Genomic DNA, 19,844 nt, shown 5'->3' with positions numbered 1-19,844 from the left:
AGCCTAGTTGATAAGCGGTTAAATATCGGGAGCCAAAAAAACCAATCCAACCCAGAATTATGATTGGCGTACGTTGAAGCCAGGAAGATGGGTTATAAGTCCAGCCTGGTGGAGTTTCCGGCCCTGGCTGCATGGTCAGCATCATTTTCATCATACCAGGCATTTCAGGAATGAGTACAGAAAAACCGATGGCAAATATTCCCAATATGCTATCCGTAATATATGCCGATGCATCCGGCGACCAAAATATAAGCGGGGCGAACAACAACCAAATTCCTACAAGACAGGAAGCCCAGGGTGCCCATAAACGAAAAGGATTTGCTGATAAAAGACTGAATACAATTAGAAGTGCACCACTGAGAATATCGCTGTAAGTCATCTCGATGCTCCTATAACTAAAGGTGAACGGTGCGGCAATAAGAAAAAAGCCCAGCAGAATATTACTGGCGTGTGTCCAGTACAAAGTATTGTAATGGCCGAGAATCATTTCTCTCTGATCTGCCTGTTCTTTTTTAGGTACCAGTGTCATGCCACATTTGGGACAATTACCAGGCTTATTGCTTACTACTTCGGGGTGCATCGGACAGGTATACATAATGGGGTCATCTTTGTTCGCGTTCATATTCTTTCAAAATGATATCAGGTCTATATATCGCCCTATCTGACTTTTTTATCCATTTTCATATCCATCATGCCGTCTTTTTCCATCATGTCCATCATCATAGCTTTCATTTTGGGCGATTTCATCATGTTGGTGCACATGTTTCTGCGCATAGCAGTATCCTTTTCGCAATGTTCCATCATCATGGTCATCATGCTGTTCATCATTGCCGGGTCTTTCATCATATTTTTCATCATGGTCGTGTCGTTGCCCATGTCCATACCTGTCATGTCGGTTTGGTCTTTTGTTGCAGTGTCCGTGCCGTCTTTTGTGTTGTTGCAGGCTGTTATTGTAATGAACAAAAACAGGGCAATAGAAAAAATTGAAATTGTTTTCATGATTTTTAGTTTTAATTTATTTATTTAATTTATTTTCTTTGTAAAATTTTTCTGGATTGTTTTTTAAAGCTGCAATCATTTTAGGTAAGGTATTGCGCAATGAGTGGCGAGGTTTCCAGTTAAGCAGACGTTGTGCTATTGAACTATCTAACTCAAAAGGGTCGTCGGCAAGGTCAATCATCCAGGGTTTAATAAAGGCTTTGCCAAAAAGGTTTTGCATAAATGCCCCTGCTTTTGCAAACCATTTGGGAATCTGTATTATGCCCCAATTTTTGCCATGAATTTCGTAGCTGATAATTTCCTGCAATTCTTTATAAGACAATGTTTCATCCTCTCCAACATTCAAAGTCACTTCCTCCGGAAGCTCTTTGCGTTCTTCTATAGCCTTTACAATAGCCTCCACCAGGTCGTCGAGATGAATGAAAGTACTGCCGTGAGAGGTGTCGCCGGGGTATAAACGGGCACTAATTTGTTTTTCGTAAATACGCTGAACCTGGTTGGTGATGGGGATTGAATTTCCTTCCTCATTATATACACCGGCTACTCTTAAATTCACCGCAGGAATGTTCCCTCTGCTGGCATGAATAAGATTTTCGGTAGCTACTTTAGATTTCGGATAATCCCATTTCGGATCTAACGGCCATTTTTCATCAATCTTTTGTCCGGGAGATGAAGGCTTATAGACAAGCATACTGCTTGAAAACATGAATTGTTCCACTTCAAAATCCTGTAAAACGCGCATTAGCCTTTCTGTACCCTTTACCGTTATTGTATCGTATAAAGGTGAAGATTCTGTTGAAAAGCTATAATAAGCTGCAAGATGAATAACTGAAGCTATTTTGTTTCCATAAGCATAACGTATACGGTCAAAGGCTCTTTCCATACTCTTATCCGATGTGATGTCGATGCATACACATTCAGCTTCAGGCGGTGGAAAAGGATAGCCCACATTATCAAGACCGACAATCTGGTAGTTTTTAGCAAGCTTATGTATTAAAGAAGTACCGATCAGGCCGCTGCTGCCGGAAACAACAATGAGAGGTCTTACAGAGGCAGAGTTGCTGCCTGCATTGCTTTTGCGTATTGATTGTGTATCCATAATGGTTTTCAATTTACTTGCTTTGCTTACTTCTCTTTGCTTAAATTGGGGCACTTAATTCACCGTTACTGGCAGGGTAACAGATTTATTATCATCAAACCGAACATTCAACGTCCAACTTCCAATCATGGATAAATCATATTGCACAGCATAGCGACCCGGGTTATCGGTGGTTGATACTTCAGCATCATTGACCATAGGCATTCCCGGCATGGGCATATTTGCCTGGACTCTTACTTCACCTACATTCACCGGCTGATTATTAGCTGCATTTTGAAATTCCAGGTAAAACTTTCCTTTACCGTTTTTAATTAAGCCTTTGTCACTTAAAACAACAATGTTGTAATTCTCAGTTGCTGTTTTGGTAACAGTTTTTAGATCTTCATTTTTACAAGCCTGAAAAATAATGGCAAACGCTATAAACGTCAGTAGTTTAAAAATTGCTTTCATTGTATTTAAGTATTTAATTTGAATGTTTTAAAAATAACTTCCTTTACCTGTCGGCGGGGGAGTGATATTCAAGTCCGCGCCGAACTGTCAAGCGCTTTTTGTAAGGCTGATTATTTTACTCTCTTAACAATCCAAATAATTAAAGCAATCAGAATTATAATTCCTATGAGCATAAAAATCCACATCAAAACTCCCATGCCTCCGCAACAACTTTCCATCATAAAATTAAATTTATAACAGGCTATCGGTTTAATCTTATTCCAATAGCCTGTTGATTAAGAAAAATTTTTAAGCTGCAATATTTCTGCATTCTGCTTCACATTTTCTGCATTCTTCTGCGCATTTTTTGCACATTTCGTCATCGTGCTTTTCGCATTCTTCGGCACACGCACGGCAAGCATCAGCGCAACGCTGTGCTGTTTGAGCAGCATTGCTACTGTTGCTTCTGCAATCTTCTGCACATTTACGGCAGGCTTCAGCGCAGGCTCTGCATAAACTTGCGCATTGTTCCATTCCCGGATTTCCTTTACAACTTTCTGCACATTTTTCACATGCGTCGGCACATGCCTCACAGGCATCAATGCAGCTTTGCATTCTTTGATTATCCATTTTTTGATAGTTTGATCATTTCTTTCAGCTCCGCTGTTGCCCGGTCGTCAGTTTCGCTGTTGCCCGATTTTATACTCCAGGGGGTAGAACGCTCAGAAAAAAGGCAATGAAGTTCCAGCCCATTTTGAAATGGCTTATGGAAAAACTTTAAGAAGGAATTTCAGATTAATAGAGATCGGTAAAGGATAAAAATGGGAGATGATGGACCAGGTGGAGAAATACTACTGTAACTTACATTTAGCCTTTTAATTAAGTAGTAAGGTGTAGCAAGGTCAAAATACTGGGCCTTAAGAGTTAAACTTGTAAAAGTATTTAATTCTACTTTCTCAGTGATAGAGTAAGCATCTTTTATATTTACTTGTTTACTGTGATTTTTGCAACAGCCCTCAGGCATGTTTTTCTCAGGGCCGCAACAGCTTTCTTTTATCGTATTAAAAGAAATAGAAGAGCCCATATAGGGACAATAATGGAAATAAACAGTGACACCCAGAGAACTGAACAGAATTACGAAGCTAAGGAAGATTGCCAGGGCGTGTTTCATTTGTAATGGTTTGCTTCTATCTCATTTATCTTGCTTGTACTTATAGTAACACATAGAATTAAATAAGTTTGATATTTTTTTCGCTTTCATGATTTTACAACAGGTTATTGTTTCCATTGATTGTCAAAGGTAGGCTTCATAGTTGGATAAGCGCCTTAGCATTTACAAAACTGGAAAAGCCCCTATTTAAGTGCGTCGGAGGGGCTTATCATGGTTGTATTGGATAGTACCAAGCGTAAATTTTCAAGGCAGCTCGAGACATCTTTTCGTGGATAAATATTGCGTTAACTGAATTTGAGTAGGTTTTTGGCCTGGGATTGATGTATAATGGCTACTATCTCTCTAAAACTTGTGAAGAATACTACCCTCCTCCAAGTGAAACTTTTTAAAATTATTTATGTTACTACTTACTTAAGCATCTAATTAAATAACTAATAACTTAGATTATGAATACAGAAATTAAAGATCCGGCAGGGAATGTATTATTTACCTCCGAAGCTTCCGGCAGCAAATTAAATATTCGCGACCCATAGGGAACAAAACTTTGCTGCTTAGAGTATGATGGCAAAAAACTTCATTTAAAGGACGCACGGGATAAAGAAGTTACGCAGATACCTGGAAAAATCAAGTGAGAATTTAGAACTAATATTTTTTTGAATAATAAACAATTAAAATTATGAAACGCACAAATTTTGGATTAATGCTTCTGACCGCATTATTCAGCACAGCAATGATGACTGCTTACGCTCAAAAAGCTAAACAAGTAATAGCCAACTGGCCCGCAAACCCTAAAAAGGTTGCGCAGGAAGTAATGAAAAAATATGGAGAGCCAAATGAATCTACTCCCACCATGCTTGTGTGGCATAACAATGGGCCTTGGAAAAAAACAATTGTTCATGCTAAAGAAGCACCTCATAATTTTCCGAAAACTCATACAGATATGCTGCAGCAATTTATTGACTACCGGGTTCCACCGGCAAAGTTTGATGAAGTTGCAATGTACGATGGTAGTGTGGTTGCAGAAAGGACGGTAGGTGAATTGTCGGCAAGGTGCGATAAAGAAGAAATGAATTTTTTAGCACTCAATCTGGCCAATGATGTAGCAATAGGTAAAAAAACAGTGCAGCAGGCAAGGGATTATTACACAAAGGCTGTAATGAATTTCATGAAAGGTAAGATGGATCCTTATGTTCAAAAATTTCAATTCAAAGTTCCTAATGGTGGAACAGGAGACCCTGATCGGATCACAATTAAACAATAATGTCCTATCATGCTAAGTAAATAACATGGAAAGATTTACTGCAATTCAAGTTTAGTAAATTTATAAACACCTAACGTAAAATCTTAAAATCAACATTATGAAACAACAATTTTTCACAGGATTTATCCTCTTATCCCTTGCTTTTACTTCCTGCAACGGCGGCAATAACAGCAACGAAAATTCCGCTACAGTTACAGACAAAAAAGAGCAATTAGCTAAAGATGAAATGTACACCTGTACTATGCACAATGAAGTAATGGGCAGCAAAACCGGAGAATGCCCGAAATGTGGTATGAAGCTCGTAAAACAAAAGATGACGGATGATCAAATGAAAATGATGAAAGAAGGCACATACATCAAGCCGAAAGAATAAATAATCGGGCAAAAGCAATCTTCTCAAATACAGAAAACGGAATTATAACAACAAACGCCTTATAAATGAACATAAAATGAATAATCTTACTCCTCTTATGTTTCTTGTACCGGTAATTGCTTTAATTCTGGTAGTGTTGTTGTTTATTTACTTGTTGAAGCAAGCAAATGATAAAGTTGTTTTCAATCGTTTTGTTTTCACTGCATTTGTGTTGGCTTTCCTGCTAAATTTTGCCTGGGAAGTATTACAAATGCCTTTATATAAAGGCGCTTCCTTCAGTGTACAAAGCGTTGCATTTTGTGCTATAGCTTCAATAGCTGATGCTATAATGGTTCTTTTAATTTATTTCGGTTTTGCACTTATTTATAAGAAGCCACTTTGGGCTGAAGAATTAACAGCGCCTCGAATTCTTGCATTAATGCTAGTCGGTGCTATAGGTGCAATTCTAGCAGAGATGAGACACGTATCAGCCGGTAATTGGGCCTATGATAAATCTATGCCTATCCTGCCTATCGTTGATGTGGGATTATCGCCGGTATTACAGTTTATGCTATTACCTCCACTTATTTACTATTTGAGTTACAAAATGAGAAAATCATAGATGAATATCTATCGTGTACATGCTAAGTAACAGGGTAAATCATAGTGAAGGTGCCTTACATTGTCCAGGACTTGCTGCTGATGAATGAAATGGGATGTTCCTGGCTATGCTACTTATTAATGGCTTTAATAGCCCTGGTATTACTGCTCTTGATCGTATGGTTGGTAAAAAAGATTCGTCATTAGAATGTTAAATTGTACTCATATCATTATTTAAGCAATTACTTAAATAGAAATTTTGTAAGTTTGTTTAAAATATAATATGACCGATCCAAATTGTATCCGCCTTTTTGCGGATGAGGCTCTTATCAAAGAATGTAAAGGCAAATTAAAATCTGCCGAGGCTTCTTTTAATATTCTCAGTCAGATCCTTAGTCTTGCAGGTAATGAAGTTCGTTTAAAAATCCTTTACCTGCTTGAAGAGGAAGATGGGGGCTTATGTGTTTGTGATTTGGCTGATATTTTAGAAATGAGTATTCCTGCCGTCTCCCAGCATTTAAGAAAATTGAAAGATGCGAATATTATAAAGCCCCACAGGCAGGGGCAGACCATTTTTTATTCCTTTAAACAGGAGCATTTAGAAATAATCAGGCCACTTTTTCAGCACATTACTATGGTGACAGCAAAAAGACAAAAAGTATGAAAACAGAAAATCTAAAAACCGAAGATAATGCAAAAGCACTTACAGGTGTTGGTGTGTTTGCTGCCTTTGCTGCATCACTCTGTTGTATAACCCCGGTATTGGCACTCCTGGCAGGTGCAAGTGGTGCGGCCTCTGCTTTTTCCTGGCTCGATCCTGCACGTCCTTATTTAATTGGATTGGCAGTAGTCGCATTAGGCTATGCCTGGTATAAATTATTCAGTACAAACAAGAGTGCAGAATGTGGTCCAGATGGTGTTTGTAATGTAGAGAAGAAAAGCTTTTTAACTTCCAGAACCTTTCTCTCCATTGTGACCGTTCTGGCGATAGGGTTAATGGCTTTCCCTTATTATAGTGAAATATTTTATCCCCAAGCAAAGAAACAAGTAGTAGTTGTATCATCCAGTGATATTCATCAGGTCGCTTATAAAGTAAGTGGAATGACCTGTGCCAGTTGCGAAGAAACGATCAAGCATAGTATTAATCAACTCCCGGGAATAGTGGAAATCAAGGCAGACTATGAGGTGGGTACGGCAAGTATTAAATATGATCAGTCTAAGACCGATAAAAACGCTATCATCAAAGCAATTAATGCCACTGGTTACAAAGCCGGAGGAGAGGTTCAGCCTTAAGAAGTTATTTTCTTGACTAAAAAAGTCATGTTTGCGAACCTGATTGTAATTAAAGCTTCGCTCATAAAAACCTAATTCCAATGTTTCCGGCCTTAAAAATTAAATAATAAGTTTTATAAATAGTATTAATCACATAAAAACAAAAATTATGAATATCCTATCAGTTTCAGTAGTATCATTGATGCTTTTTGCAGGATCACAAATTTGTGGTTGCGGGAGTTGTAAAGCGTCAGCACAAACTCCAATAGAAAAAGGAGTTTCAAAAAGCGAACCCAAAGAAGTTACGCTTAAGATTACAGGAATGACCTGTGCCGGATGTACCAACAGCATTCATTCTGCCCTTAGCGAAACAAATGGGGTGATTAAGAACGAGGTAAAGTATCCGGGTAATATAGCTATCATTAAATACGATGCTTCTAAAACATCCGTTGCAGAACTCATTAAAGTAATCGAAAAGACGGGGTATAAAGCTGAGGTTCAGAAAGATAAGAAAAGTCAGGCTTAATAAACAGTTGTATAACAGTTATTTGAATTACAGCAATTGAAGCTGAATTATTCTAATGGAAACATTTCTGTATATAAACTGGAATATTGATCCGGAAATATTTCGGATCGGTGGATTTGCTCTCAGGTATTATTCCATCCTGTTTATGCTTGCCTTTGCATTCAGTTATTGGTTTTTATATGAAACCTTTAAATTAGAAAAGGTTTCTACCGACACTTTAAGTCCGCTTTTAATTTATGTGTTCATTGGTACATTAATAGGTGCAAGGCTAGGTCACACCTTAATCTATGAATTTGACTACTATAGAAATCACCTTCTAGAAATTATTCTCCCATTCCAGATTAACAACAAGGGAGCTTATGAGTGGACCGGCTATCAGGGATTAGCAAGTCATGGAGGAGCGGTTGGTATTCTGGCAGCTCTTGGATTTTATAGCAAAAAATATAAACAATCGTTTCTTTGGATATTAGATCGTTTAGTTATTGTGGTGGCTCTATCAGCGTTCTTTATCAGAATAGGGAATCTATTCAATTCCGAAATCATTGGTAACCCGACACAGGTTGATTGGGCATTTGTTTTTGAAAGGGTAGATATGATCCCACGCCACCCTGCACAATTATATGAAGCGGTTTTATACCTGATCGCTTTTTTTGTGTTGTGGATAATTTATAATAGACATTCAAGATTACTCCAAAGCGGTTATCTTTTTGGATATTTCCTGATTATGCTTTTTAGCATCCGGTTTTTCGTAGAATTTCTTAAAGCAGACCAGGAAGCTTTTGAAAGTGAATGGCTGCTCAATTTAGGCCAATTGCTGAGTATCCCTTTTATTTTCCTGGGGATAATTATGGTGGTTTTAAAATCAAAACCCAGGGAGAATAATAATAGAATTAATAAAAAATCATTCAGTATTTAAATAGGTAATTATGGGATGTTGTACTGTCAATCCAGACAATCAGTTTGATTTAATTATTATCGGTGGCGGTTCTGCGGCTTTTGCATCGGCCATCAAAGCTAATAATCAGGAAGTGAAAACATTAGTTGTCAATGGAGGGCTTCCTTTAGGCGGAACTTGTGTTAATGTGGGTTGTGTGCCGTCTAAGATCTTAATCAGAGCAGGTGAATCCATTCACAAAGCTTCTCACTCGCCTTTCAGAGGGATAACGCCCAACAAACCGCAGGTAAACTTCAAAGAAATTATCCTGGAAACAAAGGAGCTGGTTGCTGATATGCAAAAACGGAAGTATTTAGACTTGTTAGAAGGTTTACCGTTCGTAAAAGTTATTGAGGGTTTTGCAAAGTTTGTAGGTGATAATACCATAGAAATCGAAGGCGAACAATATCAAGGGCTGAAAGTAATTATTGCAACCGGAGCTTCAACTTCCATTCCACCTATTGAAGGTTTGGATACGGTACCGTATCTCAACAATATCAGTTTATTTGAACTGGAAGAATTACCGGAATCGCTGGTCATTTTAGGCGCCGGATACATTGCCCTGGAAATTGCACAAGCTTATAACAGGCTTGGCTCGAAGGTCACTATACTCCAGCGTTCTGCGAACATCTTATCTAAACAATCAAAAGATGTATCGGATGAAATAACAAAGCATCTTTCTGATGATGGTCTTACTATCTTAACAGAAACGTCAATTAATAAAGTTTGGAAGGATGAAGAAAGAATAAGAATTAATTACAACCATAAAGGTACCATTGAAACCATTTCGGCATCACACCTTTTGGTAGCTACGGGAACAAAAGCCAACACTGAAAACTTAGGTTTGGATCTCACCGGCGTTAAAGTTGATGAAAAGGGCTATATCGTGGTTGATAGTTTTTTAGCAACCAGCAATCCTGGCATATATGCGGTAGGTGATGTAACCAGTCTTCCGGCTTATGTTTATACCGCCGCATACGAAGGCGGAATTGCTTTACAAAATGCTTTAAATGAACCTAAGCAAGAGGTAAATTTTACGGCATTACCCTGGGTAGTGTTTACAGATCCGCAGGTGGCAGGTGTAGGTATCGATGAAAAAGAAGCAGAAGAAAAAAGAATTCCTTTTCAGGCGACCACCTTACCATTAAAAGAAGTGCCAAGAAGTATCGCTGCATTAGACACAAGAGGCTTTATTAAACTAATTAGAAATACCGAGACAGATTTACTGATCGGTGCAAGAATAGTTGCTCCGGAAGGCAGCGAACTGGCCATGGAAATAAGTTTGGCTATTAAATATAAAATTCCGGTGCAGGAATTGGTAGGCATGTTCCATCCGTACTTAACACTTAGCGAAGGGATAAAACTTGCAGCTCTATCTTTTACCATGGATGTTCATAAAATGAGCTGTTGTGCGAGTTAGTTGCGACTCGCTCTGCTGTATCTACTTCATAAAATAAAGTCCGAACGCATTAAGAAATTCAGGGATCATATATAATATAATAGTTAGCCGATTTTTATATGAAATTTACAGCTAAAGAGACAGAAGTTAGTTTTGTTTCTTCTTTATTAGGTATTCCGCTAATGTTGACCAATGGTCTATAACCGCGGTAATTAATCCTAAAACGGCTTGTAAATGGATTCTGATATGATCAGGATAGTACTGTACTAACGACTGCTGTATGAAACAAATTTAACCATTAAAACAATTCCCTATTTTTGAGCGTTTTATTTCAGATCTACCTTAGGTAAGTTATGAGAAAGGCAACATCTACCGATAAGCCCCTTATCATCAATATACTCAGTAAGTCGTTTGATGATAATCAGAGCGTTAATTACATTACTAAGCAAGACCATAAGCGGAAGAAACGAATCGCCGCGTTAATGGAGTATTCTTATGAAGTTTGCAATGCATTCGGTGATGTATTCATTTCAGACGATAAAAAAGCCTGCGCTCTTGTTCTTTTTCCAGACCAGAAAAAAACTACTTTAAAGTCGATACTCCTAGACGCTAACCTGATTCTCTCATGTGTAGGCATCGAAAACATTGGCAAAGCGATGTCTCGGGAATCTAAAATCAAGGCAATTCAGCCGAAAGAAAATATGTATTACCTCTGGTTCATCGGTGTCGATCCTAAATCTCGGAACAAAGGGGCAGGAACCAAATTGCTGAACGAACTAATTTCTGACAGTAAGAAAAAGGGCAGACCCGTCTACCTGGAAACCTCTACGCTGACGAATTTACCCTGGTACAAAAAAGCTGGTTTTGAGGTCTACAGCGAGTTAGATATGGGATATAATCTATTTTTCCTTCGAAGGGAATTAGATATTGAACAACACCTGAAATCCTGATCGGTATGCTGATGTTCAATACAGAAATGCATGTAGTGACTTCATCTTCGTTGTGCTGGAAGTTATCATGTTTTTTTATCAGCTTATCTATTACTTGTCCAGACCACAGGATCAAAGCCGGAAATGGTATCTGATATTGCTATTTTTGTTAATTATATACAATATTACTGGCGGGCTTTTTCCTGATGAAAAACTCTCAATTCCGATTATCACCCAAAACATCATTGCATACGGCAGCGGATTTCTTACAGCATCATATTTCCCTTATTATTTTTATAAAGGCTTCGATCTAAAAAGATTACGTTTCCACGCCATATATGGTGTCCCGCTGTTTCTTATCGCGCCGTTCCTAATCTTCTTTGTTATCGTGTATTCTATGAATGGCAACTTAGATTTCGCAATCAGGTACGGGATTATTGTACCATTCTTTTATTCCTTCATCCTGCTTTGGGCAATCCTACGGTCAATCCGACTTAAATACATAGAAGACACTGGAAGGATAAATTTTATCGAAATGGTAGCGATATACTGTGCACTCATTCCCTGGGCAACATTGACCATTTTCGCATTTTTCCATGTAGGACAGCTGGCCGAAGTAATCATGACTAACGGCGGCTTTGTAATAATCACGATAATTTTTATTACCCGCTCCATAAAGAAAGCCAGGGAGGAATATGAAGAGTTTCTAGTGCTCCGTTCAATGCCAAATCAAGCAGATGCTTTTGCTACAAATGTACAACTATATCAGCTGACAAATCGTGAGGTTGAGATTATTCAATTTATTCGCCAAGGGCTGAAGTATAAAGAGATTGGCGAGAAGCTATTCATTTCTGAAAGGACGGTATCTACGCACGTCCAGAATGCTTTCGAAAAAACGAAATCGTCCAATAAGGTGGAACTGATTCATAAACTTGATCAGCCCATTTCCTATGCTATTTAGGCTTCTTTTGTCTTTTTTAAGCTAAAATACGTCATTTTACGTACGCCATTTCGAGCAGTTTAGTTCTTTTTGCGTATTTACTCGCATCCCATAAATCCTCAACTTTGTCCTGTTAATTCACCTGCCTATGGAGATTTTGTACTAGTTCCTGCCTGAAGTGATGTAGTTAAGCCAGTTAACGGGCGCGGCAGGGTTTATTTAAACTCTATTTATGTTAAGCGAATTTACTGATAAGCTTTATGTGGGCTTGGAAGAGGACATTGAGATCATAGGCTTAAAGCATGAGAATAGCACCAAAAAGATTGCAGAGATCCTGACGACCGTTCAGGAAACTTTGGGAAAGCTGCGGCACTTCATTTTGGAATCCGATTTTTCGGATATACAAGAAGAAGTCTTTTTTTTCAAGCATGTCAAGCCCAAATTTTATAGCAAGTACATCTATTTCATTAATGTTTACAACTTCACCCTTCAGCGCCCCTTAGGAAGCGATGATGCGCAACGTGAACACATCTCCGCAGAACTCGCCGGGCTCAAGCGGTTTTTTGATCACAACAACGCTTTTTACCAGTATTACCGGTCAGATGCCAATCATCTTGACGAATTGTATTTTTCACGTCGACCATTCCGCATTTGTGGCGAGCTGGATGATTGCGAACACGATGGAAGCTACAATACCAGTCACGACTATAAACTTTCAAAGGTGATTGCCAATGAAAAATACCAGGATTATTTGCGTCATGAAACGGCAAGACTAAATGGCGGCCCGGTGGAAATGGTGACTCCTGTCGATGCTGTTTTCCGTTGGACGTCCAGCAAAACAGATGCTGTTGAACTTATATACTCACTAATCGCCTGTGGTGTTCTTAATAATGGGAATGCGGGCGTTAAGCCTTTCGTCGACTGGTTCCAGAAAGCCTTTCAAATAGATTTGGGTAATTACTATCACAAATATTCAGATATGTGTAACAGAAAGAAAGATCGCACAACATTCCTGGACAAAATGAATGCGGCATTGATACGCCGTATGGATGAAAAAGACGACTTAAATGGAGTGAAAGTATTCCCTCGCCGGTTCAATTCAAGTAGCCGGTCAGTATAAAAAGTTCATGCCTCGTTCGGAAGGCATGAAGAATATTTAATAGGTCGCCGCAATTTTGATTCACCAACTGCTGCATGGTGCAGTAGTATTAAAAATCAAATTCTATGCTATCTTTTATTTCCTGGCCGCAATATTTTGCAGCCCTCGCTATTATCGGTTTTGCTTATTACAGCTTTATACTCGTTAGATACTATCGGGCAGAGCTGCTTGCTTTTTCCCAACCTAAGTCAGCTGCTTCGAAAATACCAGTAACGACATTTACTGGCAATTTCATTGGAGGAATAAAGCCCGATCCCGGCGAAACCTCAATCGATTCAGAAGACATCCAGTTTCCTGACGATAAATTGGAGACCGAGATACTAACTGAAATCCGAGCATTGATACATGCCTTTAAAGGCTTAGACCAAAAAGATGAGTTTCTCTCACTGCTAAGTCTAATAATATCAAAGTACCCCGGAAACGAATTTGACCGGCCTTTACTAACCGAACAGGTTTTACAACACTCGGAATCACTAACCTTCAGTATTGATCAGGCGGATATCGAACGGGCCTATTTGCAAACAGCATAGTATTCACCTTAAATAAACAGATATGAAAACGTTAAAATGTAAAATACTGAAGGAGCCTCTAATAGCGCGCTGCATATTAGTTATCACTTTTATATTCCTCACCGCACCATTGATTGCGCAGGATGGGAATGCTGGTATTAATGAAGCTACCAACAAAGTAAAAAGTTATTTCGACACCGGTACAAATCTGATGTATGCCATCGGTGCGGTGGTCGGATTGATCGGTGCAATTAAAGTTTATCAGAAATGGAACGGTGGCGAGCCTGATACAGGCAAAGTGGCGAGTGCATGGTTCGGCAGTTGTATTTTCCTCGTTGTTGTTGCAACTGTTCTTCAATCCTTTTTCGGTATTTGATATGGCTTCGGTATATACCATTAATAAAGGCATCAACAAGTCGATTGAATTCAAAGGGCTAAAGGCACAGTTTATCGCGTATCTGGCGATAGGACTGGTATTTCTACTGATAGCTTTCGCCGTGCTGTATATCGTTGGCGTCGCTTTATACATCTGCATATTCCTTGTTGGCGGAGCAGGATTTATATTATTCACCCAAGTTTATCGGCTTAGCCATAAATACGGCAGGTACGGGTTGATGAAAAAGGCTGCAAAGTCAGCAGTGCCCCGATACTTGCGCATTACCTCAAGAAAAACATTTACACACTTAAAACGCACTTAACATGGCTTCAAGGATCAATCTTGAAAAGTTGCTGCCCATATTCTCCATTGAGCATGACTGTATGCTTTCGGTACAAGGCGATATTACTATCGGTTATGAATTAACGTTGCCGGAGATTTTTACGCTCTCAGATTCAGATTACGAGGCTTTTCATCAAACGTGGTTGAAGGCTATTCGCTTATTGCCTAAGCATTCGATCCTGCACAAACAAGACTGGTTTGTAACAGATTACTATTCGGCTGCATTTGAACAAAAAGCCCGAACATTTCTTTCACGGTCCAGTGAGCGATTCTTTAACGAACGTGCCTACCTGAATCATAAGTGCTACATCTTCCTAACTAAGAAGCAGGAGGACCGTAAGCCGACAAGTTCAGCATTCACGGGTCTTTTTAGAAAAGGTATAGTACCGCCCGATACTCTAAATCCGAACTTTTTTAACAGTTTTCTTGACAAATGCGGCCAATTCGAACGCGTATTGGTTGACAGCGGCTATATGAAGCTAAAACGTCTAAGTGACGATGAACTTGCAGGAACAGAAAAGGAAGCCGGTGTTCTGGAAAAATATTGCTTTCTGACTGGGCCGGAAGAGAAGGCGACTATTCGCGACATTCATTTGGATGAAGAAATCAGGATTGGTGGCGAATATTGCCAGCTCTTTACGCTCGGAGATGCAGAAGATCTTCCGGCACTGTGTGGATCTCGCGTGAACTATGATAAATACAGCACTGACGGAACCAAATTCAGTACAGCATTCTCTTCGTCGCTGTCATTATTGCTAGACTGTAATCATATTTTTAATCAATATATTTTTATCGGAGATGCGAGCCGGACGCTGAAGCGACTAGAAGCTAAACGCCTTCGACTTCAGTCTCTTTCTGCTTATTCCCGAGAGAACGCCATTGCTCGCGATGCGACGCAGGACTTTTTAAACGAAGCGATCAGTCAGGCAAGATTACCGGTAAAAGCCCATTTTAATATTCTTGCATGGACTGATGACCCTGATAAAAGAAAAGAGGTTCGCAATCGGGTTTCTTCTGCTATAGCTCAGCTGGACGCTAATCCAAAACAAGAAATTGATGGAGCCCCTCAAATCTGGTGGGCAGGTTTGCCTGGTAACGCGGCTGATTTTCCGATGAACGATACATTCGATACATTTCTCGAACAGGCATGCTGTTTTTTGAATGTTGAAACGAATTACCGTTCCAGTTTATCTGCTGTTGGGATTCGCCTGGGCGACAGGCTTACTGGTCACCCGGTCCATGTCGATATTTCCGACGAGCCGATCAAGCACGGAATTACCACCAACCGCAATAAATTTATACTCGGTCCATCGGGAAGCGGAAAATCCTTTTTCACTAATCACATGGAGCGAACATATTTTGAGCAGGGTGCACACGTCGTAATTGTGGATGTCGGCCATTCCTACAAAGGTCTTTGCGATATCTCCGAAGGATATTACTTCACTTACGAGGAGCATAATCCCATCCGGTTCAATCCTTTTTTTATAGCTCAGGGGGATGTGCTGGATACGGAGAAGAAAGAAAGTTTAAAAACTCTGATTCTGGCACTTTGGAAAAAAGAGGACGAATCATTCGGCCGCTCGGAATATGTAGCCCTGTCCAATGCTATACAAGGTTATTACGAAATAGTGAATACGGACACCAACATTTTTCCGTGCTTTAATTCATTCTACGAGTATCTGGGCAGTCAATTCCTGGAAGTTGTACGTAAAGACAAGGTCAAGGAAAAGGATTTCGATCTTGATAATCTACTATATGTACTGGGTCCCTATTACGAAGGCGGAGAATTTGATTACCTGCTTAATGCCAACGAAAACCTTGATTTGTTAAATCAGCGCTTTATTGTGTTCGAACTGGATAATATCAAGGATCACCCCATCCTTTTCCCGGTGGTTACGCTGATCATCATGGAGACATTCATTTCCAAAATGCGAAAGCTTCCCAAAAATATAAGAAAGACGATCCTTATTGAAGAGGCCTGGAAAGCTATAGCTCGTGACGGTATGGCGGAATACATAAAATATCTCTTCAAGACCGTTCGGAAACACTTTGGAGAAGCAATCGTGGTGACACAGGATATTGAAGATATTATTAGCTCGCCAATCATTAGGCAGGCGATCATCAATAATTCCGACTGCAAAATTCTGCTTGATCAATCGAAATATCAGAACAAATTCGATATGGTGCAGGAACTGCTTGGACTAAGCGACAAAGAAAAGGCGCTCATCTTATCTATGAATAAAGCAAACGACCCTACACGAAAGTACAAGGAGGTTTTTATCAGTCTGGGCGGTCAACTGTCAAAAGTTTACCGCACAGAAGTTAGTACAGAAGAATATCTCGCTTACACTACCGAATCAGCCGAGAAGTCCAAGGTGCACGAGTATGCCGCAAAACACGGCAGTATAGAGCGCGGAATAACCGCTCTTGCGAATGAACTTAACCAAAAAATAGCATAGTTATGAAACAGAAAATGATTGTCTTAATGACCTCAGTATTATTCTGCTATTGCGCAGGAAACGAAAGACTTTCGGAGATCGGAGGAACATACGTTAACCATTCCGAGGGTGAATACAGCGTCGCCGACGATACGCTGGTAATCAATAGTATTAGTAGCAGGTCGTACAGCATAACCCGAAAAACAGGGTTTCAAAAAGTGAGGGATGGCAAGCTGCTACCGAAAGAACAACGCCGGGAAGAGCTTACTGCGATTTATGAACCACGAACCAGGCAGTTGCAAGAAACCAAACGCGGAAGGATTATCACCGTCAATAAGAAAACTGGCTTGGTCCGAATGGAGGCAACAGAATATAAAAAACTGCCCTAATCATAGACCTATGAAAAGTGTAAGAATCACAATTGTCTTGGTTGTACTGGCTATCATTGTCCCACTTCATCGGGCTAACGCGCAGGTCGGAATACTTGAAGTGATCCGGGCTGGTGTTAAAAAGGCCATCACAGCCGTAGACCTGAAGATCCAGCGGATGCAGAATGAAACGATCTGGCTTCAAAACGCGCAGAAAGTTCTTGAAAATGAACTTTCAAAACTGAAACTTAATGAGATTGCTGATTGGACAGATAAGCAACGGGAGTTATATCGAGAGTATTACGAAGAGCTTTGGAAAGTGAAAGCCGCCATTTCCTACTATCAGCGCATCAGGGACATCACAGAAAAACAGGGCGCGCTGGTAGATGAATATCGGCACGCCTATAGCCTTTTCCGTAAAGATCAGCACTTCGCAACTGGAGAACTTGATTACATGGAAAAGGTGTATTCAGGCATCTTAAATGCAAGTGTAAAGAACCTTGATCAGATCATACTGATTGTAAATTCTTTCGGCACCCAAATGAGCGATGCAAAACGGCTAGAACTGATCAATGCGGCCGCCGACAGGATCGACGAAAATTACAGCGATCTCAAGCAGTTCAATCAACAAAATATTATTCTAAGTCTTACAAGAGCTAAAAGTGAACGAGACATTCAATTAACAAGGAGGTTTTATGGAATTGCTAATTAACAGACGTTACCGCACGACTTTACTATACTTTACTTTTTTTTTGAGTATTGGTATGAGCAACGGCGCTTTCGCGCAGACGGGAGACGAAATCTTTAATCAGAATAAAACTCAAAGGCGGTACTTGATAGAACAGCTGGCAGCGCTGAAAGTATATGCCGGATATCTTAAAAAAGGATATACCGTGGCCCGCGACGGAATCGGAACCATACGTAACATCAGTAACGGTGAATTTTCATTGCACCGCGACTTTCTTGGATCCCTAAAAGCGATCAGTCCAACTGTGCGACGAAACCCTAAACTCTTCGAAATATTGACCATGCAGCTAGAAATTATTGCCATTTTTTCGAGCTTGCGAAAGACTCAGGGTCTTCAAGCCATAGATCTGGAATATGTGGCCGAAGTAAAACGCCGGGTAGTTAGCGACCTCGATGGGTATCTCGATGATTTGATCTCCCTAACAACACCTACAGCGTACCAGATGGAAGACGAAGAACGAATCGCTCGCCTCAACGCACTTCATGCCAACGTTCTAGATACCTTTCAGTTCAGTGGGTCATTTGCAGCGGATGCTCGTACACTCGGAGCCAACCGCTTAAAAGAACAGCATTCTATAAACCAGATTAAGCAAGCTTATGAAAACGATAGGAAATAAAATGGCATGGCTGACAAGCTTTTTATTAATTGCATGGTTACTGCCATGCCGGGGTCAATCGAATGAAATAGAACAGCTTTTGCTCAATGCCGAAAAGCTGACCCAACTCAAGAATATCCTGTCCGATATGAAAAAAGGTTACCAGGTGGTAAGTAAAGGGTATAACGCAGTGAAGGATATATCTGAGGGAAATTTTCGCTTACACGAGGTGTTTCTCGACGATATGATGAAAGCTAGTCCGGCTGTAAAGAAATATCGGCGGGTTGCCGATATCATTATCCTCCAAAAACAACTACTGACAGAATATAAAAGTGCATATAATAGGTTCCGTAGTTCGCGAAGCTTTGGGGAAGCTGAACTGGATTACATCGGCAAAGTATACAGTCAATTGACAAAAGAAAGTCTTCAAAATCTGGATGAACTTACTACGGTCGTCAGTTCCTCCGATCTCCGAATGAGCGACGATGAACGGCTGCAGTCCATCGACCGGATTTTTGACAGTATGCAAAATAAAGTCAGTTTTCTGCGTGACTTCAATCGGCGCAACACGATACTGGCTTTGCAGCGTGAAAAAGAACAGCGGAATATCAAACAGATAGAATCTATTTACTAAATCAAAAGCCATGAAACTGAAAAAAATTAGCCTCCGTCCGCGGGGGAAAGGGGGCCTTATTGTCATATTACTTTTATTGCCAACGTTTTTACAGGCTCAGAACATTGGTGGAAACATTCACGGATTACAGTCCGAACTGGACCGTGTCTATCAGGAAATGATACCGCTTTGCTCGCGATTGATTGGTGTTGGACGAGGAATAGCTGGATTTGCCGCATTGTGGTACATCGCTTCAAGGGTTTGGCGTCAGATTGCTGCCGCTGAGCCAATCGACTTTTATCCGCTCCTTCGGCCTTTCGCTTTGGGTATGGCTGTGCTGCTATTTCCAGCGGTTCTGGCATTAATGAATGGAATACTACAGCCCACGGTTACAGCAACCGGTGGAATGGTAAAGGACTCCAATAAGGCCATAGCGATTCTTTTAAAAAAGAAAGAAGAGGCCATCAAGAAAACTGACTCATGGCAAATGTATGTCGGAACTGACGGTAGCGGCGATCGCGATAAATGGTATAAATATACCCATCCGGAAGATCCAACCGCTAATGGTGAGGGGATGTTTGAGAGCGTAGGCAATGACATGAAATTTGCCATGGCCAAAGCGTCATACAATTTCCGCAATTCAATCAAAGAATGGATGAGCGAAGTGCTGGAAATTCTTTACCAGGCAGCTGCGCTGTGTATCAACACAATCCGTACATTCTACTTGATCGTATTGGCAATATTGGGGCCATTGGTATTCGGTTTTGCTGTTTTTGATGGATTCC

24 protein-coding genes and 1 pseudogene are annotated in these 19,844 nt (G+C 40.1%); 20 read left to right on the top strand and 5 right to left on the bottom strand.

What is annotated here, in order from left to right:
• The 5 genes from WKF69_RS01225 to WKF69_RS01205 form a co-directional block, all read right to left on the bottom strand.
• The coding region (locus WKF69_RS01225) for a heavy metal-binding domain-containing protein (protein ID WP_340378822.1) at positions 1 to 622 on the bottom strand (622 nt) is incomplete at its 3' end.
• Between the two features lie 35 nt (positions 623 to 657).
• Complete coding sequence (locus WKF69_RS01220; RefSeq protein ID WP_340378820.1) at positions 658 to 999, bottom strand: hypothetical protein; 342 nt, start codon at positions 997 to 999, stop codon at positions 658 to 660.
• Between the two features lie 16 nt (positions 1,000 to 1,015).
• A complete protein-coding gene (locus WKF69_RS01215) occupies positions 1,016 to 2,098 on the bottom strand; it encodes an NAD(P)-dependent oxidoreductase (RefSeq protein ID WP_340378818.1) in 1,083 nt (360 codons plus the stop codon).
• Between the two features lie 54 nt (positions 2,099 to 2,152).
• Entirely contained in the window at positions 2,153 to 2,548 is a 396-nt protein-coding gene (locus WKF69_RS01210) for a FixH family protein (protein WP_340378816.1), read from the bottom strand.
• Positions 2,549 to 2,823: 275 nt separating this feature from the next.
• Positions 2,824 to 3,126 carry a hypothetical protein gene (locus tag WKF69_RS01205; protein ID WP_340378814.1) on the bottom strand — a complete coding sequence of 101 codons (303 nt, stop codon included), beginning with the start codon at positions 3,124 to 3,126 and terminating at the stop codon, positions 2,824 to 2,826.
• Positions 3,127 to 4,374: 1,248 nt separating this feature from the next.
• Between WKF69_RS01205 and WKF69_RS01200 the strand changes: the two genes are divergently transcribed.
• From WKF69_RS01200 to WKF69_RS01105, 20 genes and pseudogenes are all read left to right on the top strand, one after another.
• Positions 4,375 to 4,959 (top strand): hypothetical protein, encoded by a 585-nt coding sequence (locus WKF69_RS01200; RefSeq protein ID WP_340378812.1) that lies wholly within the window; start codon positions 4,375 to 4,377, stop codon positions 4,957 to 4,959.
• A gap of 97 nt (positions 4,960 to 5,056) precedes the next feature.
• On the top strand, positions 5,057 to 5,332 hold the full coding sequence (locus WKF69_RS01195) for a heavy metal-binding domain-containing protein (protein WP_340378810.1): 276 nt from the start codon (positions 5,057 to 5,059) through the stop codon (positions 5,330 to 5,332).
• Between the two features lie 76 nt (positions 5,333 to 5,408).
• Positions 5,409 to 5,933 (top strand): hypothetical protein, encoded by a 525-nt coding sequence (locus WKF69_RS01190; RefSeq protein WP_340378808.1) that lies wholly within the window; start codon positions 5,409 to 5,411, stop codon positions 5,931 to 5,933.
• A 261-nt stretch (positions 5,934 to 6,194) separates the two neighbouring features.
• Positions 6,195 to 6,575: a metalloregulator ArsR/SmtB family transcription factor gene (locus WKF69_RS01185; protein ID WP_340378806.1), complete on the top strand. Its 381-nt coding sequence runs from the start codon at positions 6,195 to 6,197 to the stop codon at positions 6,573 to 6,575.
• The gene (merTP, locus tag WKF69_RS01180; protein ID WP_340378804.1) at positions 6,572 to 7,204 is read left to right on the top strand and encodes a mercuric transport protein MerTP; all 633 of its coding nucleotides are present in this window, start codon (positions 6,572 to 6,574) and stop codon (positions 7,202 to 7,204) included. The genes WKF69_RS01185 and merTP overlap by 4 nt, the downstream gene beginning before the upstream one ends.
• A gap of 148 nt (positions 7,205 to 7,352) precedes the next feature.
• Positions 7,353 to 7,709 carry a cation transporter gene (locus WKF69_RS01175; RefSeq protein WP_340378802.1) on the top strand — a complete coding sequence of 119 codons (357 nt, stop codon included), beginning with the start codon at positions 7,353 to 7,355 and terminating at the stop codon, positions 7,707 to 7,709.
• Between the two features lie 55 nt (positions 7,710 to 7,764).
• Positions 7,765 to 8,625 carry a prolipoprotein diacylglyceryl transferase gene (gene lgt, locus WKF69_RS01170; protein WP_340378800.1) on the top strand — a complete coding sequence of 287 codons (861 nt, stop codon included), beginning with the start codon at positions 7,765 to 7,767 and terminating at the stop codon, positions 8,623 to 8,625.
• A gap of 10 nt (positions 8,626 to 8,635) precedes the next feature.
• Positions 8,636 to 10,063, top strand: a complete 1,428-nt coding sequence (gene merA / locus WKF69_RS01165; RefSeq protein ID WP_340378798.1) for a mercury(II) reductase — start codon at positions 8,636 to 8,638, stop codon at positions 10,061 to 10,063.
• Between the two features lie 332 nt (positions 10,064 to 10,395).
• Positions 10,396 to 10,992, top strand: coding sequence for a GNAT family N-acetyltransferase (locus tag WKF69_RS01160; RefSeq protein WP_340378796.1), 597 nt, complete (start codon positions 10,396 to 10,398; stop codon positions 10,990 to 10,992).
• Between the two features lie 52 nt (positions 10,993 to 11,044).
• The gene (locus WKF69_RS01155) at positions 11,045 to 11,932 is read left to right on the top strand and encodes a helix-turn-helix transcriptional regulator (protein ID WP_340378795.1); all 888 of its coding nucleotides are present in this window, start codon (positions 11,045 to 11,047) and stop codon (positions 11,930 to 11,932) included.
• Between the two features lie 211 nt (positions 11,933 to 12,143).
• Positions 12,144 to 13,031, top strand: coding sequence for an RteC domain-containing protein (locus tag WKF69_RS01150; protein ID WP_340378793.1), 888 nt, complete (start codon positions 12,144 to 12,146; stop codon positions 13,029 to 13,031).
• A gap of 104 nt (positions 13,032 to 13,135) precedes the next feature.
• Complete coding sequence (locus WKF69_RS01145; protein WP_340378791.1) at positions 13,136 to 13,600, top strand: hypothetical protein; 465 nt, start codon at positions 13,136 to 13,138, stop codon at positions 13,598 to 13,600.
• A 22-nt stretch (positions 13,601 to 13,622) separates the two neighbouring features.
• Positions 13,623 to 13,955, top strand: coding sequence for a DUF4134 domain-containing protein (locus tag WKF69_RS01140; protein WP_340378789.1), 333 nt, complete (start codon positions 13,623 to 13,625; stop codon positions 13,953 to 13,955).
• A 1-nt stretch (position 13,956) separates the two neighbouring features.
• On the top strand, positions 13,957 to 14,277 hold the full coding sequence (locus WKF69_RS01135) for a DUF4133 domain-containing protein (RefSeq protein WP_340378787.1): 321 nt from the start codon (positions 13,957 to 13,959) through the stop codon (positions 14,275 to 14,277).
• A gap of 1 nt (position 14,278) precedes the next feature.
• Positions 14,279 to 16,756: a TraG family conjugative transposon ATPase gene (locus WKF69_RS01130; protein WP_340378785.1), complete on the top strand. Its 2,478-nt coding sequence runs from the start codon at positions 14,279 to 14,281 to the stop codon at positions 16,754 to 16,756.
• Between the two features lie 2 nt (positions 16,757 to 16,758).
• The gene (locus tag WKF69_RS01125) at positions 16,759 to 17,124 is read left to right on the top strand and encodes a hypothetical protein (RefSeq protein ID WP_340378783.1); all 366 of its coding nucleotides are present in this window, start codon (positions 16,759 to 16,761) and stop codon (positions 17,122 to 17,124) included.
• Positions 17,125 to 17,134: 10 nt separating this feature from the next.
• Positions 17,135 to 17,815 carry a conjugal transfer protein TraI gene (locus WKF69_RS01120; protein ID WP_340378781.1) on the top strand — a complete coding sequence of 227 codons (681 nt, stop codon included), beginning with the start codon at positions 17,135 to 17,137 and terminating at the stop codon, positions 17,813 to 17,815.
• Between the two features lie 52 nt (positions 17,816 to 17,867).
• Entirely contained in the window at positions 17,868 to 18,467 is a 600-nt protein-coding gene (locus tag WKF69_RS01115; protein WP_340378779.1) for a hypothetical protein, read from the top strand.
• Positions 18,448 to 19,080, top strand: coding sequence for a TerB family tellurite resistance protein (locus tag WKF69_RS01110; RefSeq protein WP_340378777.1), 633 nt, complete (start codon positions 18,448 to 18,450; stop codon positions 19,078 to 19,080). Before WKF69_RS01115 ends, WKF69_RS01110 begins: the two co-directional genes overlap by 20 nt.
• A 10-nt stretch (positions 19,081 to 19,090) precedes the next feature.
• A pseudogene (locus tag WKF69_RS01105) lies at positions 19,091 to 19,844 on the top strand (conjugative transposon protein TraJ); the annotation flags it as partial.

The sequence above is a fragment of the Daejeonella sp. genome (genome assembly GCF_037719425.1).
Classification (GTDB): domain Bacteria; phylum Bacteroidota; class Bacteroidia; order Sphingobacteriales; family Sphingobacteriaceae; genus Daejeonella.
The sequence above is the reverse complement of the archived record's forward strand: the minus strand, read 5'-3'. Positions and strand labels throughout refer to the sequence as shown.

Bases quoted from the DNA above. Each gene is read 5' to 3' on its own strand.
- WKF69_RS01200 (WP_340378812.1), top strand. From the start codon at position 4,375: ATGAAACGCACAAATTTTGGATTAATGCTTCTGACCGCATTATTCAGC.
- WKF69_RS01145 (WP_340378791.1), top strand. From the start codon at position 13,136: ATGCTATCTTTTATTTCCTGGCCGCAATATTTTGCAGCCCTCGCTATT.
- WKF69_RS01175 (WP_340378802.1), top strand. From the start codon at position 7,353: ATGAATATCCTATCAGTTTCAGTAGTATCATTGATGCTTTTTGCAGGA.
- lgt (WP_340378800.1), top strand. From the start codon at position 7,765: ATGGAAACATTTCTGTATATAAACTGGAATATTGATCCGGAAATATTT.
- WKF69_RS01120 (WP_340378781.1), top strand. From the start codon at position 17,135: ATGAAAAGTGTAAGAATCACAATTGTCTTGGTTGTACTGGCTATCATT.
- WKF69_RS01135 (WP_340378787.1), top strand. From the start codon at position 13,957: ATGGCTTCGGTATATACCATTAATAAAGGCATCAACAAGTCGATTGAA.
- WKF69_RS01130 (WP_340378785.1), top strand. From the start codon at position 14,279: ATGGCTTCAAGGATCAATCTTGAAAAGTTGCTGCCCATATTCTCCATT.
- WKF69_RS01210 (WP_340378816.1), bottom strand. From the start codon at position 2,548: ATGAAAGCAATTTTTAAACTACTGACGTTTATAGCGTTTGCCATTATT.
- WKF69_RS01125 (WP_340378783.1), top strand. From the start codon at position 16,759: ATGAAACAGAAAATGATTGTCTTAATGACCTCAGTATTATTCTGCTAT.
- WKF69_RS01220 (WP_340378820.1), bottom strand. From the start codon at position 999: ATGAAAACAATTTCAATTTTTTCTATTGCCCTGTTTTTGTTCATTACA.
- WKF69_RS01150 (WP_340378793.1), top strand. From the start codon at position 12,144: ATGTTAAGCGAATTTACTGATAAGCTTTATGTGGGCTTGGAAGAGGAC.
- WKF69_RS01215 (WP_340378818.1), bottom strand. From the start codon at position 2,098: ATGGATACACAATCAATACGCAAAAGCAATGCAGGCAGCAACTCTGCC.
- WKF69_RS01140 (WP_340378789.1), top strand. From the start codon at position 13,623: ATGAAAACGTTAAAATGTAAAATACTGAAGGAGCCTCTAATAGCGCGC.
- WKF69_RS01110 (WP_340378777.1), top strand. From the start codon at position 18,448: ATGAAAACGATAGGAAATAAAATGGCATGGCTGACAAGCTTTTTATTA.
- merTP (WP_340378804.1), top strand. From the start codon at position 6,572: ATGAAAACAGAAAATCTAAAAACCGAAGATAATGCAAAAGCACTTACA.
- merA (WP_340378798.1), top strand. From the start codon at position 8,636: ATGGGATGTTGTACTGTCAATCCAGACAATCAGTTTGATTTAATTATT.
- WKF69_RS01160 (WP_340378796.1), top strand. From the start codon at position 10,396: ATGAGAAAGGCAACATCTACCGATAAGCCCCTTATCATCAATATACTC.
- WKF69_RS01205 (WP_340378814.1), bottom strand. From the start codon at position 3,126: ATGCCTGTGAGGCATGTGCCGACGCATGTGAAAAATGTGCAGAAAGTT.
- WKF69_RS01190 (WP_340378808.1), top strand. From the start codon at position 5,409: ATGAATAATCTTACTCCTCTTATGTTTCTTGTACCGGTAATTGCTTTA.
- WKF69_RS01115 (WP_340378779.1), top strand. From the start codon at position 17,868: ATGAGCAACGGCGCTTTCGCGCAGACGGGAGACGAAATCTTTAATCAG.
- WKF69_RS01195 (WP_340378810.1), top strand. From the start codon at position 5,057: ATGAAACAACAATTTTTCACAGGATTTATCCTCTTATCCCTTGCTTTT.
- WKF69_RS01185 (WP_340378806.1), top strand. From the start codon at position 6,195: ATGACCGATCCAAATTGTATCCGCCTTTTTGCGGATGAGGCTCTTATC.